Below are 22,045 nucleotides of genomic sequence, written 5' to 3'. Positions count from 1 at the left end.
ATACAAAACCTACTGCCCCACCACCACGCTCGTTGCCGGCTCACCCGGCGTAACGACCGTCTTCAAATCAATATGCTTCCACGCAGGCTTGGCCCCCAACCGCGCATTGAACCGATAGTTAAAAGTGAAGTCATCCGCAGTCGGCACACTCAACGGCTTGCCATACACCGCCTCCACCCCCGCTAGGTCATACCCCATCAACTGCAACAGCGTCGGGAAGATGTTGTAGTGACTGGAGCGATCCTTGTTACCGGCCAGTTGCGCCGACCAGTCCAGCGTCTTCAAACTACTGCCCTGAATCACCACCAATGGCACCAGCCCTTCCTCCTCCACCGGGTCACCGCCGCAGTGTGTGTTGAGTCCCGGATTGCCGCGTTCATGCAGATCCTGCCCATGGTCCGATGTGTAGATCAGCAGCGCATGGCTCAAATCCGCCTGGGCGAACACCCGTGAAAAAACTCCCCGACATTCCACAGCAAGGTGTTCTTGTAGGCGTTGCGGTAGAGCACCCAGTCATCGGGCTGACCGTTGAAACCATCCCGCTTGCCCGTGTCCGCCACTTCGACAAACTGCCCACGGGGCAAAGTCGGCCGGTAGGTCATGAAGGCGTCCGGGTATTTGTCGTGCACCGGGAAATGAGCGCCGACCTTATTGATCACCACCAGCTCCGGCGTGTCATCGTTGAGCAGTTCGATCAGCTTGGCGGCCGCCGCCATGTCGCGGTCGCGCACGCTGGTCTGGTCGAACTGCACAAACTCGTCGATGTCCTTTTTCTCGGTGTCGTTCATCAGGTTCTGCAGGTTGCCGCCAGTGCGCTGGGCGTCGATGTAGACCGTGCGCAACCCGGCTTTCTTGGCGTACTGCCAGATCGACGGCAACGTGGTGTTGATGCGCACGTAGTCGGCGCGGGTGCCGCCGTAACGCAGGGTCACGTTGGTGTCGGCGCTGCAATTGGCGATGGAGGCGGCGTAGCCATAATTGAAGATGTCGACGCCCGGATGAGCCTCCTTGAGATTGCTGTGCACGCCAAACGGCGCGTTGATGTCCAGGTAGTTGCCGGAAATGCTCTCGTCGATGATCAGTACGATGTCGTGATTCACCGGTTGATCAACCCGCGCCAGTTTCACCGGCTCACGCGGGCCGACGCTGTTGTGCAGCGCTTCATAGGCAAACAGGTTCAGGTAGGCCAGCGGCGTGTACATGATCGGCAGACCGCGGGCGCCCTCGCCGGCCCGCACGAACAGCACCGCGCTAAGCAGCAATACGCCCAGCACTGGCGCCGCCACCAACAGCGCACCCGGCAACGGCAATCGCCGACGCGGCTTGAGCCCGATGCCAAACAGCAGCAGCAACCCACTGACCAGGCCACTGATCAGCGGAGCACGATACTGGTACGCCGCTTCCTGAATGAAACCGCCGGAATAAACCAGTGACACAAAGCTGCTGTAAGTCAGGTAATCGGCGGTCACCCGCGTATAGACGTCAAAGAACACCGCCGACACAAACAGCGTTAAAGCGAATAGATGTCTAATGAGCGTTTGGCGGATGTAAGCGGTCATGAACAACGCCACCGTCAGCACGATAAACATCGCCCCGAACAGCAATACCGCAACGCCAATACCCATGGCGCCCAGGCGTTCCAGGTAATAGTCGTAATTCTTGAGTAAATAGAGAACTAACAGCAGCTCTTTGAGATATCGAATCATTGTCTTTCCGGTGCTCGCCGAGGGCTTTTGGCCAATAGTTTGTCGGCCATTTTTTGACACTAGCACCGAGCCATCAAACCGCAAGAAATGCCGGACTTTTCACCAAAGCGTCAAAAAATTGTTGACTCAAATCTGACACACTCAAGGCGCTACAGCCCTTGTAATTAAGGGCTCTCGACCGTTTATCGCTTTCTTCCAAATGTGAAAAACGCGTCAAAACCGCGGCAAATCCAGTAACAGCAAGCACTTGATGGCCAATCGCCCCCAAAAATGGGGGTGTTATAGCAAAGCAACATGTCATTTTGCTGACATGGTTTGCCTAGGCTGGGCTATACCCCTTTTGACAGTCTCATTTCAGATTTCTCCACCGTCTTACGAGGCACGCCAATATGGACGTGAGCGTATTTGGTACGGGCTATGTCGGCCTGATACAAGCAGCGGCACTGGCCGATGTCGGACATCGCGTCTTGTGCGTCGATATTGATCCGAACAAGATCAAGCAGCTGCAACAAGCAGTCCCGCCGATCAGCGAACCAGGACTGTCCAGCACGCTGGAAGAAAACATCAAGGCTGGCCGATTACTGTTCACCACCCAGGCCAGCGATGCGGTGGAACATGCCGAGTTGATCTTCATCGCGGTCGGTACACCGGCCGATGAAGACGGTTCCGCCGACCTCAGCCATGTGTTGAATGTGGCCCGGCAGATCGCCTGCTTCATGGAGGCCGATCGCACCCTGATCATCAAGTCCACCGTGCCGGTGGGCACGGCGGACAAGGTCGCCGCCACCGCCCGTGAAGAACTGCAACGCCGGGGCAAAGGCGCCCTGAGCGTACGGGTGGTGTCCAACCCGGAGTTTCTCAAGGAAGGCAGCGCCCTGGCCGACTGCATGCGCCCGGACCGGATCATCGTCGGCACCAATGACGACGAAGCCCGCGCCCAGTTGACCGAACTCTACGCACCCTTTTGCCGCAACCATGAAAAGCTCATGTTCATGGACAACCGCAGCGCCGAACTGACCAAGTACGCGGCCAACGCGATGCTCGCCACCCGCATCAGTTTCATGAACGAACTGGCCAACCTCACCGAACTGCTGGGCGCCGACATCGAAGCGGTGCGCAAAGGCATCGGCTCGGACCCACGCATCGGTTACCACTTCATCTACCCCGGCTGCGGCTTCGGCGGTTCGTGCTTCCCCAAGGACCTGCGCGCCCTGCTGCACACCGCCGAACACAACGGCATGCCGCTACGCCTGCTGCGCAGCGTCACCGAGGTCAACGATACCCAGCGGCACATTCTGTTCAGCAAACTGAAAGCGCAATTCCCCCAGGGACTGGCCGGCAAATCCATCGCCGTCTGGGGCCTGGCCTTCAAGCCCAACACCGATGACATGCGCGAAGCGCCTAGCCGGTATCTGATGGATGCGCTGTGGGCAGAGGGCGCGAGTGTTCAGGCCTACGACCCGGAAGCCATGTCCGAATGCCGACGCATCTACGGCTACCGCAGCGACCTGCACCTGTGCGCCACCCGCGACGACACCCTGGAAGACGCCGATGCGCTGGTGATCTGCACCGAATGGAAGAATTTCCGTGTAGTGGACTTCGACTTGCTGGTGAGCAAATTGCGCTCCAAGGTCATCATCGACGGTCGCAACCTCTACAACCCTGAACAGGTGGCAGCCGCCGGATTGCACTACAGCGGCATCGGGATTCGGCACATCGTTCCCGAGGTGCTGCACCCATGAAGATTCTGGTGACGGGAGCAGCAGGTTTTATTGGTGCCCATTGTGTGTTGCGGTTGTTGCGCGACGGGCACCGGGTTTGCGGGCTGGACAACTTCAACGACTACTACGACCCGCAACTCAAGCACGATCGCGTGCGGTGGGTACAGGAGCAAGTCGGCAGTTTCCACCTCGCCAGAATTGACCTGGCCGATGCTTCGGCCATTGATGCATTGTTTGCCCGTGAGCAACCGGAAGTGGTGATTCACCTGGCCGCCCAAGCCGGAGTGCGCTACTCGCTGGATAACCCAAAGGCGTATCTGGACAGCAACCTCGGCGGTTTCCTGAATATTCTCGAAAGCTGCCGGCACCATCCGGTGAAGCACCTGATCTACGCCTCGTCCAGTTCGGTGTATGGCGCCAATCAACACACGCCCTACTCGACCCATGACGGCGTCAATCACCCGCTGTCGTTGTACGCGGCCACCAAAAAAGCCAATGAGCTGATGGCCCACAGTTACAGCCACCTGTTCGGCATTCCCAGCACCGGCCTGCGGTTCTTCACGGTCTACGGGCCTTGGGGCCGGCCGGACATGTCGCCAATCCGTTTTGCCAAGGCGATTGTCGAGGGCAGCCCGTTGAAGCTGTTCAACTACGGCCAGCACCAGCGCGACTTCACCTACATCGACGACATCATTGAAAGCATCGCAAGGCTGATCGAGCACCCACCGCACACGAGCCCCGACTGGAACCGCGAATCCCCGGACGCATCCAGCAGCATGGCGCCCTGGCGGATCTACAACATCGGTGGCGAACACCCGGTTGAACTCAAGGACTATCTGGCCCTGATGGAAAAGCACCTGGGCCGCAAAGCCAATGTCGAGCTGCTGCCCCTGCAACCGGGCGATGTGCTCAACACCTGCGCCGATGTCCATGAGCTGGAAGACGACACCGGTTTCCATCCACGCGTCGAACTTGACGAAGGCCTTGGCCGCTTCATCGCCTGGTTCCGCGATTACTACCCACTGCACGCCCACATGCCGCTTGCGGCTGAGCTACAGGGCTGAATTTCAGCGGAGGATCTATGACTGGACATGAAAAAGGTGTGCCCCTTCCGCAACTGCGCCGTGACAAGCGCCTGGACCCTGAGCACCGAATCCGCATGGACGCCGCTATTCACATGCAAGGTTGCGGCTGGATGACCGGTCGTGACGGTGGCCGGCCCTGGACGTTGTCGCGCACCAATCGGGTCGTCGCCTGCTTCGGTGCACTGATGATCCTGGTGTTGATTTCGCCGCTGCTGCTCGGTCTGGCCCTGGCGATCAAGTTCAGCAGCCCTGGCCCGGTCATGTTCGTGCAGAAACGCACCGGCTATCGCGGCCGCTCGTTCGGCATGTACAAGTTTCGCACCATGGTGGCCAACGCCGAGGAGCTCAAGGAGTCCCTGCGTCACCTGAACAAGCACGGTGCCGACGCCATCGATTTCAAGATCGACAAAGATCCGCGCGTCACCCGGATCGGTGGGTTCTTGCGGCGCAGCAGCCTCGACGAGCTGCCTAACCTGATCAATGTGTTTACCGGTGACATGCGCCTGGTGGGCCCTCGGCCGACCTCGTTCAGCGCGTATCGCTACAAGGACAACCACCTTGCACGCCTGAGCATCTACCCCGGCATGACCGGCCTGTGGCAGATCTCCGGGCGCAGCAATATCGACTTCGACCAGCGCGTTGAGTTGGACCTCAGCTATATCGCCGAGCAGAGCCTGTTGCTTGATCTGAAGATCCTGTTGAAAACCCCCTTCAAAGTATTCAGCGGCCACGGAGCGAGTTAAATGGACGGTTCATCCACCAAAAGCCTGACCATCGCGAACCCGAGCGAGTCCAACCTGACCTCGACCGTGCTCGATCAAGATCTGCGGATCCTATTCCTGACCGCTGCCAACCCCGGCGCAGGCACGACCACCAGCGCCCTGGCGCTGGCCAGCCAACTGGCGCAGATGAGCAGCGGCCTAGTGCTGCTGGTCGACGCCAGCCAGTCGGCAACCAACCTTACGACTCAGCTCAACTTGCAAAAAGAACGCGGTTTTCGCGACCTGCTGTTCAACGCCGACAACCCGCCGCTGCTGCAGGATTGTGTGGTGCAGGTCTCCAGCCTGCCCTTCCATGTGCTGCCCAACGGCCGGCACATCCGCGGCAACGAACGCCTGACCGCCGAATGCCTGCGCCCGTTGCTCGACCAACTCGGCAGCCGTTATCGCTTTGTGGTGGTCGACGGCGACGCGGTGTATTCGGCCGCGGACACCCTAGTCATCAGCACCCAGGTGGACGGCGTGATCATCGTCGTACGCTCGGAAGATACCCGCTGGGAAGTGGCCCAGGCCGCCGTCCAGCGCCTGACCCAGGCCGGCGCAAAACTGGTCGGCAGCGTGTTCAACCGCCGCAAGTACTACATGCCTAAATGGCTCTACAAAAACCTGTAAGCAACCAGAAAAGGATGACGCCATGAACGCCAAATTGCTTCTCCTGCTGTTGCTGCCACTTGCAGGTTGCTCCAGCAATACCGAAACCCAAACCATGCCGGTGCAGATCCTCACGGCCACGCCGGGCAACGCCCAAGCCACCGACATGCCCAGGGTCGAACAGACCTTGCGGCCTCAGGATGTGCTGGACGTGATCTTCCATATCAGCACCAGCGGCTCTGAAGCCTACCGCGTGCAGTCCGGTGACCAGATCGGCCTGAACTTCACCGCGGCCAGCCAGCTCAACGGCAATCAACTGGTGCTGCCTGACGGCACCATCAACCTGCCGGGTGCCAACACGTCGGTGAAAATCGTCGGGTTGACCAGTGACCAGGCCCGCGACGAAATCCAGCGTGCCTATCAGCGCAAACAGCTGTTCCAGCCCAACCGCAATCAGCTGACGGTGCAAATCATCAGCCCGCTGACCAACGAGCAAAACCTCAAGAGCGCCATGAACCACCCGGCCACCGGCATGAGCCGCGAGATCACCGTGGGCACCGATGGCTATGCGAGTTTCCCGGAAATTGGCGCGGTGCCGCTGCAAGGCATGACCATCAACCAACTGGAAACCTTCCTCAACAAACGCTACGCGACCCTGCCGGGACGGATGAGCGTCGACGTAATGCTCAAGTCCACCGCAGGCAACGAAATCTATGTACTGGGCGAAGTCGGCCAGCCGGGTTCCTACCCGATTCGCCGCCCCGTCTCGGTGCTTGAAGCGCTGACCCTGGCCCGTGGTACCAGCATCAAGGCGCGGCTCGATTCGGTGGTAATCATGCGCCGCACCGGCAACCACGTTCAGGCGGTGCACTATGACGTCGAAAAAGCCCTGGCCGGCGATGCTTCGCAAATCGCCTACCTGCAACCGGACGACATGCTTTACGTGCCCAAGACCAAACTGGCTAGCGCCGGTGAACTGGCCCGGCAACTGGCAGACGTCGTGTTGTTTCAAGGCGTGGGCATGAGCTTCAGCTACCGCCTCGATAACAAAGGCAGCACCACCAACTAACGCCCAGGTACTCGGCCATGAATCCAAAAGAAAACTACTTGCATGAGTTCTTCAGGATCTTCTTCGCCAACAAGCAGTTGGTGAAACGCGTGTTCCTGGTCTTTGCCGTGATCGCCCTGGTCTTGCCATTGGTGCTCAAACAAAGCTTCGATATCACCGCCCAGGTGATCGTGCAGTCCAAGAAACTCTCTCAGGGCGACGCGACGACCTCCCTGAATCAGGAAAATGCCAGTTTCATTCCGCCGTCACTGGCGGATATGGAAACCGAGAGCAATATCCTGCGTTCGCCGGCGCTGATTCGTCAGACCATCAGCGAACTCCGGGATAAAGGCGAGTACACACCCAGCCCTGGTGTGTTCTACAAACTGGTGAGCCAGCCGTTCAAACGCTTTGTCACCACCCCGCTGCGCGAATACGTGATCAACCCGGTCAAGTCCGCGCTGGGCATGGAGACCGATCCGGTGCGCGACACCATCCTGGATGCGCTGACCCAAGAGGCCATGGACAAACTCAAGGTCGAAACCCTGCCGGGCTCCAACGTGATCTCCATCATCTACAGCTTTGGCGATCCGCATCAGGGCACCGAGTTTGTCGCGACGTTGCTGCAAAACTACCTGGTCAGCCGTCAGGAATTGCAATCCATCGACTTGCCGCAAAGCTTCTATGAAACCAAGAAGAAGCAGTACCAGGTGCGTCTCGATGGTCTGGAAGGCACTCGGCTGACGTTGCTTGAAGGCATCGGCTCGTCCGATCCCAAGGAAGAGATCACCTTCCGCCTCAACGCCATCAACACCGAAGAACAAGCGCTCAATCTGTTCCAGGACCGTCGGCTGCAAAGCGAACGCTGGCTCGACTACCTGAAAACCAGCCTGGCGGCCGCCAACGCGTCCAAGCTCAACGACTACACCTTCCCCTACACCTTCACCACCACCGTCGACAACGTGGCGTTTGAAGACCGGGAGATCAAGCAATTGGGTGAGCAACTGACCACTCAGGTCAGCCGCTACATGAACGATCTGGCGGTGTTCCAGCCAGGCAGTGAACCGATGCTGCTGACCCGTGAGCAAATCTCGCGCACCCGCCAGCAGTTCCTGAAAATCGTCAGCAACCGGATTCAGGAACGGACCAACGACCTGGCGATTGTCAGCTCGGTGATCGATCAGAAAACCGCGCGCATTGCCGAGTTCAAGAACCGCATCCACCAGTTACAGGAAACCCAGAGCAAGCTGCGGCAGATGGACACCGAGATCGACGCCTTGCACGCGGCGTTCTCCACGTATGCCCAACGCTTTGCCGAAAGCAGCACCTCCCGTTCGCTGGACAACGACCTGTCCAACGCCCGGGTACTCAGCCCGCCATATGAGCCGACTGACCCGGCGTTTCCCAAGCCGTTCCTGATCATCCCGTTCGGCTTGTTCACCGGTCTGTTGCTGGCGATTGCCCTGGTCTACGTGCGTGAGTTCTTCGATCATCGCTTCAAACACCCTGCGCAAATCACCCATGAACTGGGCCTGCCAGTACTGTTGGTGATCAACGATCAAAACATCCTGCCGACCAACCCGCACAAAAACTGGACCGTACCAAGCTTCGTGCATTGGGTGCGCAATTGAACGCGCCGCTCAACCCTTCCAGCGCCCTGCCGATCATTCATTTGCTCAGCAGCGGCGGCTTCTATGGGGCTGAGCGGATGCTGCTCGACCATTGCCTGGCGACGCCGGGGCAGCACCAAGTGCTGTTTCTCGATGCGCCGCCCGCACTGATTGCACGGTTTCGCGAGGCCGGGGTGGATTGTCGCGGCTGCTCGGGGCTGGGGGCGTTGCTGGCGCATTTGCGCCAGCGGCGGGCGGAACAACCGTTGATCAATACGCACAATTTCAAAGGTCTGTTGTTTGGCTGGGTCGGCGCGACGCTGTTGCGTCTGCCGCTGGTGATTACCCAGCACGGTTTTACGCCACGCAGTCGCAAGCAGAAGTTTTACACCTGGGTCAGCCTGCAACTGTGCCGCACCGCCTCGGTGAACCGAGTGGTCTGCGTCGCCGAAAGCATCGCCACACTGTGCCGTCAGGCCAGTGTCCGGGCGGAAAAACTGCAAGTGATCCCCAACGGCCTGCCGGCGGCCAACGATCTGCTGCCGCACAGCGTCGACCACCCACGGTGGCTGGCCGGTTACGTCGGGCGGATGAGCAGTGAAAAAGGCCCGGATCTGTTTCTCGATGCATTGATTCCGCTGTGTCAGCAACACCCGCAACTCGACGCCGTGATGCTTGGCGACGGCCCGGAACGGGAAACCCTGCTGGCACGGATCAACACCGCCGGTTTGCAAGAACGCATCACCCTGCCCGGCTACCAGACCGACATGGGGCCGTGGTGGCGACAACTCGATGCGCTGGTGATCAGCTCACGCACCGAAGGCACGCCGATGATTTTGCTTGAAGCGATGCAGGCCGGGGTGCCGGTGGTGGCGTTCGGCGTCGGCGGAATACCCGATGTGCTGGAAGACCGGCACAACGGCTTGCTCGCCGCGCCGACCGACAGCGCCGCCCTCGCCCGGCAGATCGGCACCTTGCTGACGGAACCGGCGCTGGCCCGCGAGTTGAGCAACAACGCAAAACGCACGCAACTGGATCGCTACGACCTCAAGGCCTTGGCCGAACGCTGGTCGCAGCTTTATATCCGCACTGCACGGGAGGCACGCTCGTGATCTTTCCGCTCTCGATCGTCAGTTTGCTCGGCCTGGTCTGCCTCGGTTTGCTGGCCAGCCCCTATCCGTATCTGGCGCCGGGCGCGGTGCTTGGCCTGGTGGGTGTCGCGGTGCTCTATCGCAAGCCGACCTGGGGTTTGCTCGGGATCGTCGCGCTGGTGCCGTTCGAAGGTTTTTTCAAGGACAGTGCGCTGTCAGGGACCAAATTCGTCGGCGCCTCGCTGGCGCTGATCCTGATGCTGCAACTGGCGATTCATCAACTGCCGTCGGAACGCCTGCGCAGCAACATCTGGCGCTACCTGATCTGGTTCATGATCCTCTACATGCTGAGCCTGATGAACAGCGATGACCTGGGCATGTCGTTCGGGCATCTGAGGGAGCTGAGCGTCGGCCTGATTCTGTTTGTGATTACCCTGCTGATCGGTCGCGACTTGAACCTGGACCTGTTCGCCAAACTGGTGACCCTGAGCGTCAGCCTGACCTGTGTACTGGCGATGTTTTCCACCAAGTATCAGGACCAGGGCCGCGCCGCCGGCCTGCTCGAAGACCCGAACGCCTTTGCCCTGCTCATCGCCTTCGCCATCCCCTTGGGCCTGCTGTTGGTGATCCGCAGCCCGAACCTGTTGCACCGGTTGTTCTGGGGCGGTTGCTGCCTGCTGCTGCTGGGCGGCATGACCAAGACCGAATCCCGCTCCGGGCTGGTGGTGTTGATGCTCAGCCTGGTCATCGGGGTCTGGCACTATCGCGCGCAGTTGCCGCGCATCCGACCACGGCATTTGGGATTTGCCATGCTCGGCATGGCGATTGTGATCCCGCTGGCAATCTATGCGATGCCGGCGGGTTACATCGCCCGCATCCAGTCGTTAAGCGTGCTCAGCGCCGGGGCCAAGGGGCACGACGATGAATCCCTCGGCCGGCGAGCGTCGTACATCGTGGTCGGCAGCCAGATGATCCGCGAGAACCCGCTGCTGGGTTCCGGCCCCGGCACCTTCCCGCTGCACTACGCCACCACCGGTTACGCCAAGGCATTTTCCGCCAACCGCAAGGTCGGCGACTTGTATCGCCGGGCGCACAACACTTACATGGAAGTCTTCAGCGAACTGGGCATTCCCGCCGGCCTGTTGTTCGTCGGCATGCTCGCCCTCGGCTTGTACAACCTGATCCGCGCCCGCCGCGCCTGGATGCTGCGCCGCAACTGGGAACAGACCGACCTGATGACCCACCTGGGCATGAGCTTTCTGTCGCTGACATTGTTTTTGATGTTTCTCAGCGCGCCGAGCCAAAAGTACGTGTGGATCATGCTCGCCCTGACCAGCGTGCTGCGCCTGAAGGCTGAAGAAGCACCCCTGGTGGAGGCCAAGGTATGAGTAAAATCAGCATCGTTATTCCAATGTTCAACGAAGCCCGGCACATCGGCCGGACCTTGCTCGCCGCACAAAAGGCCGCCGATGTCGCAAACCTGGAGTGCGAGCTGATTGTGGTCGATAACGGTTCCCGTGATGAGGGCCCGCAGATTGCCCGGCAGTTTGGTGCGCAGGTATTGGTGCTGCCCGGTGTGCTGATCGGTGCGCTGCGCAATTACGGTACGGCCATCGCCACCGGGGAATGGCTGGCCTTCATCGATGCCGATGTCGAGATGCCTGAAGACTGGCTGACCCTGCTGTGCAAACTCGAGTCAGGGGCCCAAGGCGAAGTATTTGGCCTGGACCTGCACACACCGGCCGAAGCCCCTTGGTATGCCGATGCCTGGCAGCGCCGCACGCTGCGCCCGCGCAGCAACATCCTGCACCCGGTGCAATGGCTGCCCACCTCTAACCTGCTGATGCGCCGCACCTGGTTTGACCGGGTCGGGGGCTTCGACGAAACCCTGCGCACCCGGTGAAGACAAAGACTTCACCATGCGTTTGGGTGCAGCCGGCGCGCGCTTGTTGGCGGTCAACGAAAGCGTCGCCCTGCATTGGGGTTACGAAAGCAGTTGGCGCGAGTGGATGGGCAAGGAGATGTGGCGCCAGGGCAGCCACCTGCAATTGCTCCGTACCCATGGGTTGAGCTTTCGCTTGCTGCGGTTTCCGATGCTGTCGATCATCGTCTGGTTGCTCGACTTCCTGGCGATCTCCGCGCTGCTCAATGGCTTCCCGCACCATGCGGCGTTTATGGTGCTGGTGACTTCCCTGCCGGGGCTGGCCCTGAGCCTGCGCCAGAGCCTGAAACACCGCGATCTGCTTCTGACCCTGCAACTCTGGGGCCTGCACTGGGTGCGTCTGCACCTGGCAGGCGCCGCGTTTATCCTCAGCCTTTGTCATTGGAATGCCAGGAGGCCCGCCCGTGGCTGAATTCATTTTCTGGTTATGCCTGTTGCTGCCCGTCTACGCCTACCTCGGTTACCCGTTGCTACTGACACTGCTGGCGCCGATGTTTGCGCCTCGCCGGCATGACCCTGCGCCGCCGCTGAACATCAGCATTGTGATCGCAGCGCACAACGAAGCACGGCACATCGAACACAAGCTGCGCACCCTGCTCGCCCAGGATTATCAGCCTGCCAGGCTCGAAATCATTCTGGTCAGCGACGGCTCGTCCGATGACACCGTGGCCTGCGCGCACAAGGTCATCGACCCGCGCATCAGCGTGCTCGACCTGCCCCGCCAGGGCAAAGCGGCGACCCTGAACGCCGGCGTAGCGTTGAGCACCGGCGACATTCTGGTGTTCACCGATGCCGACAACCAATGGTCCCGCGAGACGCTTGGTCACTTGCTGGCGCCGCTGGCAGACCCCGACGTCGGTGGCTGCGCCGGGCACATGGTGATCCCGGTCACCGGTGATGGCCTGAGCGTTGGTGACAGCCTCTATCGACACTACGAAGGCTGGCTGCGCTGGGCGGAGAACCGCACCGGTTGCATGGTGTCCGCCGACGGCGCGCTGCTTGCCTTGCGCCGCGAGTTGTTCCAGAACGTGCCAGCGGAGGTCAACGATGACTTCTTCATCAGCACCTGCGCGCCGGTGGCGTTCAAACGCATCATCTATGTGCCCGAAGCCCAGGTGATCGACCACGGCGTGGACGAAGCCGACAAGCAATTTCGTCGGCGTCAGCGGGTCACCGTCGGCGGCTTGCAAAGCCTCGCTCAGCGTCGGGAACTGCTCAACCCGCTGAAGCATGGTCTGTATGCGATTGCGCTGATCAGTCACAAGCTGATCCGGCGGCTGGCGCCAGTCCTGCTGGTGCCGTTGTTGCTGAGCAACTTCTGGCTGTGGGACGAGCACTTTTTCTATCAAGTGTTCCTGGTGGCGCAACTGCTCGGTTATGCAGTGGCCATCGCCGGTCTGCTGGACGTGCGACACCGGTTACCCAAACCCTTTCGCCTCGCCGCATTCCTTTTGGTGACGCTTGCCGGGATGAGTATCGGTCTGTGGCAGTTCCTGCGTGGCCATCGGTATAGCCAGTGGAACCCCGAGCAAAATCGATGAAAGGAGCGTGCCATGGCGATCAAACAATTATTAAAACGCACCAGTGGCTGGCTGTACCTCAATTCATCAGTGGGGCGCAGTCAACTGCACGGCGCCGGGGTGATCCTGATGCTGCACCGGGTGCTGGCCAACGACCGCGCCGCTGACCTGCCCCACCGCAATGAATTGTGCGTCGGGCCAAACGCGTTCGAGCACTTGCTGATCTGGCTGAAAAAGCACTTCGACTGCGTGCCGCTGATGGACATCCTGCAACCCGGCACCCAGCGCTCGGACCGGCCGAAAGTGACGCTGACCTTTGATGACGGCTGGCGCGATAACGCCGTGAATGCCTTCCCGCTGCTGCAAAAATATCAAGTGCCGGCGAGCATTTTCCTGTCCACCGATTTCATCGGCAGCCGCCAGCGCTTCTGGTGGGAGAGCATCGGTGAAACCCTCTGGGATAGCCATGGCGCAAAAGCCCGGCGCCACTTGATCGAGTGCCTGCAACAGATCGGCCGACCGCTACCGGTGTTGATGGATGACCTGGATGTTCAACGCCGCAGCCTGGCGTTGTTGCGTTACCTGCAAAGCCTTAAAACCCTGTCGCCGGGCGAGTTAAGTCGACTGACCGACGAATGCCCGGAAGAATCATTGCCCCAGGCCCTGGACTGGCAGCAAGTGCGCTCGCTGGAAGCCACCGGGCTGGTGCGCTTCGGTCCTCACGGGGCGAGTCATGCGATCCTCACCGGCCTCGACGATCAACGCCTTGATGAAGAACTCAGTCGCAGCCGCGATGCGCTGTTGAACGGCTGCAATCGGCCGCTGCCAGTCTATTGCTACCCCAACGGCGACCACGACGCGCGGGTTCGCCAACACGTGGCCGACCACGACTTCGCGTTTGCGCTGGGCACCGGCACCGGGATTTATCGCGGCGACGGCGAGCCCTTGGCCTTGCCACGTTTTGGCGTCAGCCAGCGCGCGGCGCGCAAGCCGGAATTGCTGTCCTGGCGCATCTACCGAGGCGCCCGGCCATGAGCCGCAGCCACTACCTCAAGCACCTGGCCCTGAGCATGGGCACCAAACTGGCGATGATTGGCCTGCGCTTGCTGCGCAACGTGTTGCTGGCGCGGATTCTCGGGCCAAGTGAACGTGGCTTGTTTGCGCTGCTCAGCACCCTGCCCGACCTGATCAGCGCCGCCACCAGTGGCGGCTTGAATTCGGCGGTGGGCTATCAGGCGGCCAAGCAACGGCCGATGGGCTTGCTGCTGAGCCAAGTGCTGGTGTTCGGCTGTTTACTCGCGGCGCTGTTGACCCTGTTGGTGGTCGCATTGACCCGGGAATTTGGCAGTGAACTGGACATCACCACACAACTGGGTTTGCTCGCTTGGCTGCTGCTGCTGGCGGTGCCGCTGACCGTACTCAAGAGTGGCTTGCTGACCTTGCACAACGCCTCGGGCGGCGTGGTCGCGTTCAATGCCTTGCGGCTGGTGGAATCCCTGGCGCCGTTGCTGCTGTTTCTGGCGTTGTTCTGGATGTGGAAAACCGCCGCCCTCGAAGCGGCGCTGATCAGTTGGCTGGCGGGTCTCAGCCTGGTGGTGTTGGCCGGTTGGGTCTGGCTCAAGCGCGATCAACCACTGAAGCTGCAATGGGACCGCGCCGGCCAGAACGAATTGCTGCGCTACAGCGCCCGCAGCCATCCCGATCTGTTGTTCCAGCAAGTGATTTTGCGTTCCGATTACCTGTTCATCGGCGCCCTGCTCGGCAGCACCGCGCTGGGTCAATACGCGATGGCCAGTGCTGCCGCCGAGTTGCTGCTGATCGTCCCGGAAGCAGTCACCACGCCACTGATGAAACGCCTGCTGCAACAAGACGAAGGCATGGACAAAGTGACCCCGCTGGCCCTGCGCCTGACCGCCACGGTGATGCTCGGTGCGTGCCTGACCATGGCCGTCATTGGTGAATGGCTGATCGTCACGCTGTTCGGCATCGCCTACCAACCGGCGTATCCGGCCCTGCTCGCCCTGCTGCCCGGGCTGTTGGGGTTGTGCTACGCGAGCATCCTGCGCCTGGATTTACTCGGCAAGAATCGTCCCGGCACGGTGTCGCTGCTGATGGGCTTGGGTGCGCTGCTGAACCTGGCGCTGAACCTGGTGATGATTCCGGCTTACGGCATCGTCGGCGCCGCAGCGGCTTCGTCCATCGCCTACCTTGCAGTGACCATTGCGTTGCTCGCGATGTATTGCCGCTTGAGCGGCGTGCCGGTCTGGCAAACCCTGATCATCCTGCCCAGCGACGTCGCGCCCATGCTGCACATGCTGCAACGGAAGTCGATATGAAACGCCTGGCGCTGCTGTTGGGGTTGGGCTTCGCGCTCGATGCTCAAGCGGCGTCGATGCGCTGGACGGACATTCGCGACGGCAGCCTGTACCTGCAAGCGGATCGCCCCGACACCGTGACCGTGCGCTGGGTCCCGGCGTGGCAGGCAGATGCCAACGAAGAACACATTTACCTGATCGATGGCCAAGGCAAACTTGAGGGCGAACGCCTGATCGCCGCCAGTGAAGCGCGCGGCACCCAGAGCTGGCCATTGGCGCCAGGCGCCGCCAGTTATCGACTGGAAATTCCGGGCTACAGTTTTCGCCGCTACAAGGTCGAACACGATGAACACACGGTGGCTTTGTTCGAACCGGCCAAGGTGCATTTCAGTGCCGAAACCCATGACGGCGATGAGTTGTATTTCAAAGTAGCCCCGGGAGAACACGCGGTACTCGCCGGTAAGTTCCACGGGGGCGTCGGCGCCCTGCAAGCCCAGCGGGTAAGCGACGGCCAACAACTGTCACTGGCGCTCAAACCCTATCGGGCCTATTGGCAATTCGATCAGGTCGCATTGCCGGTGGCCCAGACCGAACAAATCTGGCGCCTGCGTTTGCAAGGCAGCGGCAAAGCGGCGTTCTGGCTCGACGGCACGGCCAACCTGTTCGCGCAAAATCCGCAGCAGCTCAAGCCCCTGCGCGAAGACGACGGCCAGACCCGGTTGACCCTGCACAAGGAAATTCTCGGCAAGACCCCGAACCTCGGCGTCGCCCTGCCCTACGTGATGCCACCGGCCTCCAGTTATGCGCTGCTCGATGCGCTCAAGGCGAAAGCCGCCAGTTACTACAGCTTCGTCGACATCACCGCGAAAAATCCGCACTACGAAGATGCGTTCCGCCAGGTCTACCAGGATCGCTTCGGCATCACCCAGGACATCACGCTATTAGCCGGCAGCCAGCGCCAGGCCGATTTGCGGGCCGATACCCTGAGCAACAGCGGCCTCGACGCGTGGCTCGCCAGCACCCGCGCCCTCGGCGGCAACGGCACTCATTACATCGGCTTCGCCGACGAGCCGAACCTCAACTATCCGAGCTACGCCAACTACCAATCCATCTTCAACAGCATGGCCCGGCAGGTTCGCAGCAATCCGGCCAATGCCCGCGCCGGCATCCGCATCGCCATGCCGGCCAGTGCACGGCTGGTCAACGGCCCGTTTGCCGACAACGCCGCGGACAAGCGCGGCATCGATTGGGCCCGCCGTCTGCTGGCGGAATCAGGGGACAAGGTTGATGCACTGGCCTGGCACGAATGGATGATCCGCGACCTGCTCGCCACGCGGGTCTACCGTGACAGCGTGCGCCGCGCCGCAGAGTTGGTGGGCCTCGATGCTCAAGGCCGGCCGCGCAAGGCATTGCTGCTGGACCAGACCAACATGTCCAGCGGCTCAAGCCTGAGCCCTTACGATCAGGAAACCCATTACGCCGCGTTGTGGTGGGCGTCGGTGGTGATCAATTCGTCCCAGGACGGTTTGCTGGAAATGCTCAACTGGTTCCAGGCCGCCGATGAGCCGAACTACCCCAAGGGCATGTTGCGGGTACTCGGCGACGACCATTTCGAACTCAAACCCGTGGGCCTGGCCCAGCAGTTTATTCAGGAGCATTGGCTGGGCAGCGTGATGGGCCTGGAAAACGACGCGTTCGAAGTCGACGTGCTCGCCATGGCCGCCGACCTGCAACGCAGCCTGCTGGGCGTCAACAAAGGCACGCGCTTGCAGCGTGTGGACCTGAGCGGCGCGGCGTGCCCGCTGAACAAAGGCTCATTGCGTTATTTCGGCGCCGACAACCGCAGCCGCGACGCGCCCTACCGCTGCCAGGACGGTCGCGTCAGCTTCGAGCTGCCAGGGCAAACCCTGTTTGCGTTGAGCTGGCGCGCTTCATGACCCCCAATTCCGATCCGTTAAGAGAGAGGTGCGGCGAACACCAAATTTGTGGCGAGGGGGCTTGCCCCGTTGGGCTGCGAAGCGGCCCCAAAACCTGCAACCTCGATGTATCAGATACATCGAATGCAATGGTTTACGACTGCTGCGCAGCCGAACGGGGTGGTGCGGCATTCCGACAAGCCCCCTCACCACAGGTCTTCGCCAAGCCGAAACTCAGGAGACTATCCAATGAGTGCTTTTAAGAAACTCAGAGAACGCATCCAACAAAAAGGCCTGCGCTCCACCCTCAAGAGCCTTTGGAAACACTACGCATTTTTCCACGAAGAACTGCTGTGGATGGAGCGTGACCTGGTCAGCCCGGTCCCGCCACACGCCCTCAGGCCTTATCCGCCGCTGCGGGTCGTCACCATCACACCCGATAACGCCAGCGCCTTCGCGCGGTACTTCGGCGACCGCGTCGAAACCATGGCGGAACTGGCCCGTGAGGGTTACACCGGTCACATGCACCTGGATGACCAAGGGGACGCGGTGGCCTTTATCTGGGGCGCGGCGCGCAACTATCACGACAAGCACTACTACGGCTGCTGGTTCCCGGTGAAGGCTGGCGAATTCTTCGAGTTCGGCGGCGAGCTGACCCGCGCCTATTGGGGCACTACGCTCTCGGTGGACCTGCAACTGGAACTGTGGAAAGCCATGCAGGCCCAGGGTTGCAACAAGGTGGTGGATGTCTGCGAGTTCCACAATATTCCAGCGCTCAAGCTGCACATCCGCATGGGTTATCAAGAGCAAGGACGCATCATGAACGTCTACGAGCTGTTCGGCCGCTGGCGCGTCTACCGTGAAACCCGTTACAGCGGCTCGCGCCTGGATGCCTTGCGCAAACCGTCGCGTCCACCTGTTGCAGCCACGGTGACTTGATCTTATGGCAACGCGATTCGAATGGCGCACTTCGCTTTGCACGCCGGACTTTCCGGTAGCGGCTTACGAAGCGCTGCGCCTGCGAGTGACGGACCACACGCCGTTCAACACCCTGGCCTGGTTGTGCGCCGCGGAACAGGCGATCAGTGACGGGCAGCGTCTGCACGTGCTGCTCGGCTGGCAGGGTGATGAACTGGCGCTGTGCCTGCCGTTGGTGGCGTTGCGCGAACGCTTCGGCGGACTGCCGTTTCGGGTGTTGCATCACCTCGGTTATCCGCTGACCGATCGCCTGGCGCTGCTCGCCTGCCTTGACGCCGAGAGCATCCGCAAGGCACTGATTGTGATCCGTCGTCGCGTACCCCACGCGCTGATGCAACTTAACGAGCTGTCCGAACCCACGGGTGAAGAAAGTGCCCTGACGGTCTGGATGGCCCACAGTTCTACCGGTGAACGGCGCCTGAGTTGCAAGGTGCCGGTGCACCTGATCAGCGAGGCGGATCGCCAGGAAGTCTCGGGCGATCCGCGTTACAAACTGCGCCGCGCGCGCAAACGCATCGCCGCGTGTGGTGCCCAGGTGCGGCGCATCACCCCGGACGCCTCGACCATGGGCCCGCTGTTGCAGGCCATCAGTGAAGTCGAAGCGGTGAGCTGGAAAGGTGATGAAGGCGTCGGCATCTTTGCCGACGAACGTCACCGACAATGGATGGAACGCGCCTTCACCGCCCTCGCCGCTTGCGACTTGGTACGGGTGGTGGTGCTGGAGTTGGATGGGCGCTGCATCAGCTATCGCCTCGGCTTGCTGGAACAGGGTCGGCTGTACGACTACAACCTGGCGTTCCTGCCGCAATACGCCGACCTGGGCAGCGGCCGGGTGCTGCTCGAAGAGTGGATTCGTTGGGGCCTGGACGACAACTGGCGCTGGATCGATGCCTCGCGGGTCAGTCTGGAAAACTCCAGCCATCAACTCCACGAGCGCATGACCGGGCAACTGGAACACTGGCGCTGGAGTTTCTATTCCTGGCGTCTCAGTGGTCTCGCGTTGGGCTTGGCGCTGCGCGTCTGGCAACGGCTCAAACCGGCCGTGCAAACATGGCGGGCGAAACGCGCAGCGGCGGTCGTCACGGTCACCACGCCAGCGGCCCAGCCCCCGGCGACTACGGAAAAAACTACGGAGGGCGAACATGCCTCGCCAAGTCATAGTCAACGCTGACGATTTCGGCCTTAGCCCGTGCGAAAACGCGGTGATCCTCGGTGCGTTTCAGGCTGGGGTCATCAGCTCCGCCACCGCCATGGCCAACATGCCGGCGTTTGAAGCCGCCTGCGTCATGGCCCAACACCCGTTGCTCAAGGACCGGATCGGCCTGCACTTTAACCTGACTTATGGCCGGCCGCTGAGCCAGGGCATTCTCGGACGTTCGACGTTTTGCGACCGCCAGGGCGAGTTCGACCTCAACCTTCCTCGCCACAGCCTGTGGCTCAATCGACTGGACCGCGAAGCGGTGATGGATGAGCTCGAGGCCCAATGGCAACGTTGCCTGGACAATGGCGTGCGGCCCAGCCATATCGACTCTCACCAACATGTGCACAACATCTGGCCCATCGGCGAAATCGTCGCGCGGTTCGCCGCCCGACAAGGGGTGGCCGTACGGTTGGCGCGCAACCTGGGGCAAAACCTGAGCCTGCCCAAACGGGTGTTCAAGGGATTGCTCAATCGGCGTTTATTCAACCTGGCCGGGGCCACGGCGGACTATGTTTGCACCCCGGTAGACCTTCGAAACGCCCCTGTGCCGACCGACGGGCTGCTGGAGATCGTCGCCCATCCAACCCAGCTCGGGGCCGACTTTGGTGACGCGTATCTGAATCCCGACGAGTCGTTGACGCAGGTTTTAGAGCTGCGCCTTGCGGGTGTCGAGCGGGTGTCGTATGCCGTTGTGAGCAGGGATTTCCAGACGGGGGCTGCTGCACTCGAATGAATTACATAGGTTGCAACCTATTCAAGACCGGCGCTTTGACTTGAATGTGCAGCCTTGATCCATACCCATCAAAAGCGTCACCCACCACACCTTGGCTTTCGCCATGGAGGGCTTATGAGCGTTATCGGCAAGCTTCGCGAACGAATCAGACAAAAAGGCCTGGGCAGCCTCTTCAAGGCATTCTGGAAGCGCTACGTGTTCTTCCATTGGGAACTGTTGTGGATGGAACGCGATCTGGTCAGCCCGGTACCGCCGCACAAATTGCGACCCTATTCCGGCTTGCGTCAGGTAACCATTACCGCGGACAACGCCACGGCCTTCGGCAAATACTTCGGTGATCGCGTCGGGACCATGGCCGAACTCGCCACCGAGGGCCACACCGGGCACATGCACCTGGACGAAGAAGGCAACGCCGTCGCCTTCATCTGGGGCAGCATGCGGGATTACCACGACCGCCACTACTTCGGCTGCTGGTTCCCGGTCAAACCCGGTGAGTTCTTCGAGTTCGGCGGTGAAATGGCCCGCCCCTACTTCGGCACCAGTCTGTCGGTGGATGTGCAGGTCAACCTTTGGGAAGCGATGCAGGCCCAGGGCTGCAACAAGGTGGTGGACGTCTGTGACACCCGCAATATCCCGGCCATGAAACTGCACATCCGCATGGGCTACCAGGAGCAAGGCCGGGTCACCCATGTCTATGGCCTGTTCGGCGGCCGCTGGCGCTTCTACCGCGAAACCCGCTACCAAGGCTCACGCCTCGACGCGTTGCGCAAACCGGAACGGCCAGTAGCGGCGGAGGCGACGGCGCAGGCTTGAAAACCGAGTTCGCCTGCAAAATCGGGTTGGCTGCCAGGCCGCGTTCGCGAGCAGGCTCGCTCCCACAGGGGATCTTCGTCACAGGGAGATCCAATGTGGGAGCGAGCCTGCTCGCGATGGCGTCAGTCGAGGCAACGCATTCTACGGTTCGAAGAATCAGCGTTTCACCGCCACCCACGTAAAACACAACGGCAACTGCGCCACCTGCCGTTCATACCGGTCATACAGCTCTTCGCGGTTGGAGTGCGGGTATTCCTTGAAGTGGCTGATTTGCAATCCGGCGTCGATGGCGCCGGTGAAGATCGCGCCGAGGGTATGGACGAACCAGTAGGACGGCGCTGCCGACTGTTCGACTTTGCCTTCGTAGACGATCGGCTGATGTTGCACGAACGGCTCGCTGCGAAAGTAGGAGCTGTCGAGACGATATGGGTCGGCGGCCTCGGGGTCGAGCATTTCCAGGAATGGGTGGGTTTCGTAGATCACCAACGCGCCGCCGGGCCTGAGGGTTTGCGCGACGTGCCGGAAGAATTCGGCGATGTCCGGCATCCAGTTCAAGACACCAATGGTGATCAGCGCCACATCGAAACGCCTCTGAAGCTCGACAGGCAAATGATGGATGTCCGCTTCGATGAACTCAGCGTCATGAGGCGAACGGCTCGCCAATTCCCGGGCCTGCTCAAGAAAAGCGGCAGACTGATCGATCCCCACCACGCTGCGGGCGCCCAACGCGAACAGCGAAAGACTTTCACGGCCGTTGTTACAGCCCAGTTGCACCACGTCCTTGCCGTCAACACCGACCTGCTCCAGCACACCGCGCAGGGTGTCATCGATGCAGCAAAAATCCCGCTGACTAACTGCATCAAACAGCGTCTGCCAGTCGGGATTGTCTTTGTGGTGCCTGGCAGAGTCATTCCAGGCATCGCGGTTGCTGGCGATAGCCTGTTGTTTTGTCGGCAGGTCCATTGCGTACTCCAGATCGCGTTTTTATTGACCGGC

General features: G+C 60.9%; 17 protein-coding genes and 2 pseudogenes. 17 read left to right on the top strand and 2 right to left on the bottom strand.

Annotated elements, in window-relative coordinates:
- Positions 1–9 precede the first annotated feature (9 nt).
- Positions 10–1,706, bottom strand: a pseudogene (locus tag RHM58_RS20945) (sulfatase-like hydrolase/transferase).
- 389 nt (positions 1,707–2,095) lie between these two features.
- Between RHM58_RS20945 and RHM58_RS20940 the strand changes: the two are divergent.
- The 17 genes and pseudogenes from RHM58_RS20940 (at position 2,096) to RHM58_RS20860 (ending at position 21,049) form a co-directional block, all read left to right on the top strand.
- A complete protein-coding gene (locus RHM58_RS20940; protein WP_322268052.1) occupies positions 2,096–3,448 on the top strand; it encodes a UDP-glucose dehydrogenase family protein in 1,353 nt (450 codons plus the stop codon).
- Positions 3,445–4,491: an NAD-dependent epimerase gene (locus RHM58_RS20935; RefSeq protein ID WP_201202442.1), complete on the top strand. Its 1,047-nt coding sequence runs from the start codon at positions 3,445–3,447 to the stop codon at positions 4,489–4,491. Before RHM58_RS20940 ends, RHM58_RS20935 begins: the two co-directional genes overlap by 4 nt.
- Positions 4,492–4,508: 17 nt before the next feature.
- Positions 4,509–5,255, top strand: coding sequence for a sugar transferase (locus RHM58_RS20930; RefSeq protein WP_322268051.1), 747 nt, complete (start codon positions 4,509–4,511; stop codon positions 5,253–5,255).
- Positions 5,256–5,903: a CpsD/CapB family tyrosine-protein kinase gene (locus RHM58_RS20925; RefSeq protein ID WP_201202440.1), complete on the top strand. Its 648-nt coding sequence runs from the start codon at positions 5,256–5,258 to the stop codon at positions 5,901–5,903. It abuts the gene before it with no gap.
- A gap of 22 nt (positions 5,904–5,925) precedes the next feature.
- Complete coding sequence (locus RHM58_RS20920; RefSeq protein ID WP_201202439.1) at positions 5,926–6,951, top strand: polysaccharide biosynthesis/export family protein; 1,026 nt, start codon at positions 5,926–5,928, stop codon at positions 6,949–6,951.
- 17 nt (positions 6,952–6,968) lie between these two features.
- Positions 6,969–8,561: a GumC family protein gene (locus RHM58_RS20915; protein WP_201202438.1), complete on the top strand. Its 1,593-nt coding sequence runs from the start codon at positions 6,969–6,971 to the stop codon at positions 8,559–8,561.
- Complete coding sequence (locus RHM58_RS20910; RefSeq protein ID WP_322268050.1) at positions 8,558–9,652, top strand: glycosyltransferase family 4 protein; 1,095 nt, start codon at positions 8,558–8,560, stop codon at positions 9,650–9,652. The genes RHM58_RS20915 and RHM58_RS20910 overlap by 4 nt, the downstream gene beginning before the upstream one ends.
- Positions 9,649–11,019 (top strand): O-antigen ligase family protein, encoded by a 1,371-nt coding sequence (locus RHM58_RS20905; protein WP_201256131.1) that lies wholly within the window; start codon positions 9,649–9,651, stop codon positions 11,017–11,019. The genes RHM58_RS20910 and RHM58_RS20905 overlap by 4 nt, the downstream gene beginning before the upstream one ends.
- Positions 11,016–11,985, top strand: a pseudogene (locus tag RHM58_RS20900) (glycosyltransferase). Before RHM58_RS20905 ends, RHM58_RS20900 begins: the two are co-directional and overlap by 4 nt.
- Positions 11,978–13,114 carry a glycosyltransferase gene (locus tag RHM58_RS20895; RefSeq protein ID WP_201202432.1) on the top strand — a complete coding sequence of 379 codons (1,137 nt, stop codon included), beginning with the start codon at positions 11,978–11,980 and terminating at the stop codon, positions 13,112–13,114. Before RHM58_RS20900 ends, RHM58_RS20895 begins: the two are co-directional and overlap by 8 nt.
- 12 nt (positions 13,115–13,126) lie before the next feature.
- Positions 13,127–14,128 (top strand): polysaccharide deacetylase family protein, encoded by a 1,002-nt coding sequence (locus RHM58_RS20890; RefSeq protein WP_322268049.1) that lies wholly within the window; start codon positions 13,127–13,129, stop codon positions 14,126–14,128.
- Positions 14,125–15,429 carry a lipopolysaccharide biosynthesis protein gene (locus RHM58_RS20885; protein ID WP_322268048.1) on the top strand — a complete coding sequence of 435 codons (1,305 nt, stop codon included), beginning with the start codon at positions 14,125–14,127 and terminating at the stop codon, positions 15,427–15,429. Before RHM58_RS20890 ends, RHM58_RS20885 begins: the two co-directional genes overlap by 4 nt.
- Positions 15,426–17,345: a hypothetical protein gene (locus tag RHM58_RS20880; RefSeq protein WP_201202424.1), complete on the top strand. Its 1,920-nt coding sequence runs from the start codon at positions 15,426–15,428 to the stop codon at positions 17,343–17,345. The genes RHM58_RS20885 and RHM58_RS20880 overlap by 4 nt, the downstream gene beginning before the upstream one ends.
- A gap of 228 nt (positions 17,346–17,573) precedes the next feature.
- The gene (locus tag RHM58_RS20875; protein ID WP_201202422.1) at positions 17,574–18,263 is read left to right on the top strand and encodes an N-acetyltransferase; all 690 of its coding nucleotides are present in this window, start codon (positions 17,574–17,576) and stop codon (positions 18,261–18,263) included.
- Positions 18,264–18,267: 4 nt separating this feature from the next.
- Entirely contained in the window at positions 18,268–19,473 is a 1,206-nt protein-coding gene (locus tag RHM58_RS20870) for a GNAT family N-acetyltransferase (RefSeq protein WP_322268047.1), read from the top strand.
- On the top strand, positions 19,445–20,236 hold the full coding sequence (locus RHM58_RS20865) for a ChbG/HpnK family deacetylase (protein WP_322268046.1): 792 nt from the start codon (positions 19,445–19,447) through the stop codon (positions 20,234–20,236). Before RHM58_RS20870 ends, RHM58_RS20865 begins: the two co-directional genes overlap by 29 nt.
- Before the next feature lie 114 nt (positions 20,237–20,350).
- Positions 20,351–21,049, top strand: a complete 699-nt coding sequence (locus RHM58_RS20860) for an N-acetyltransferase (RefSeq protein ID WP_201256127.1) — start codon at positions 20,351–20,353, stop codon at positions 21,047–21,049.
- A gap of 156 nt (positions 21,050–21,205) precedes the next feature.
- On the opposite strand, the gene RHM58_RS20855 is transcribed toward RHM58_RS20860, so the two are convergent.
- Positions 21,206–22,012 carry a class I SAM-dependent methyltransferase gene (locus RHM58_RS20855; RefSeq protein WP_322268045.1) on the bottom strand — a complete coding sequence of 269 codons (807 nt, stop codon included), beginning with the start codon at positions 22,010–22,012 and terminating at the stop codon, positions 21,206–21,208.
- Positions 22,013–22,045: the final 33 nt, after the last annotated feature.

This window comes from Pseudomonas sp. 10S4 (assembly GCF_034344865.1).
Lineage (GTDB): Bacteria > Pseudomonadota > Gammaproteobacteria > Pseudomonadales > Pseudomonadaceae > Aquipseudomonas.
Note: the sequence above shows the minus strand (reverse complement) of the source record. Positions and strands in the feature narration are given on the sequence as shown.